Source organism: Vibrio sp. 1562, assembly GCF_033340155.1.
Lineage (GTDB): Bacteria > Pseudomonadota > Gammaproteobacteria > Enterobacterales > Vibrionaceae > Vibrio > Vibrio alginolyticus.
Map to the genome: position 1 here is coordinate 1 of NZ_JAWOVY010000780.1, position 516 is coordinate 516.

General features: G+C 46.9%; 1 protein-coding gene. It reads left to right on the plus strand.

What is annotated here, in order from left to right:
- Positions 1-516 (plus strand): TilS substrate-binding domain-containing protein (locus R7Z49_RS27615; protein WP_318112848.1); only part of this gene is annotated, 516 nt, incomplete at both ends.

The following is a 516-nucleotide window of genomic DNA, read 5'->3' on the forward strand; positions in this document are numbered from 1 at the left end:
ACCAAGCGCGAGCAGATAGAAGCGACGGCGAAGAACATTGGTTTGGAATGGGTAGAAGACGAAAGTAACCAAGACACGCGCTACGATCGAAATTTTTTACGTCATCGTATCGTCCCTGAGTTGTCTGAGCGTTGGCCGAGTATTCATCAAGCCGTGCAACGAAGCGCAAGCTTATGTGCTCAGCAAGAATCGTTATTGGATGAGCTCCTAGGTTCGGTGTTTGCGCGTGCTCTACAGGCGGATTTGAGCTTAAGTATTGATGAGTTAGCTATCCATAGTGAATTAGCTCAAGCGCGTTTGATTCGTATGTGGTTGAGTAAATGGAATGCCAATATGCCGAGTCAAACTCAATTGCGCTTGATTTGGCAAGAAGTGGCATTGGCGCAACAAGATGCCAATCCAAAACTTAAACTCAAACAAGGAGAGATCCGACGCTTCCAAAACAAATTGTACTGGGTTACGCCTCATGCCGATGTGACGAGTTGGCAAGGCCATATCCAAATCGATGAGCCACTG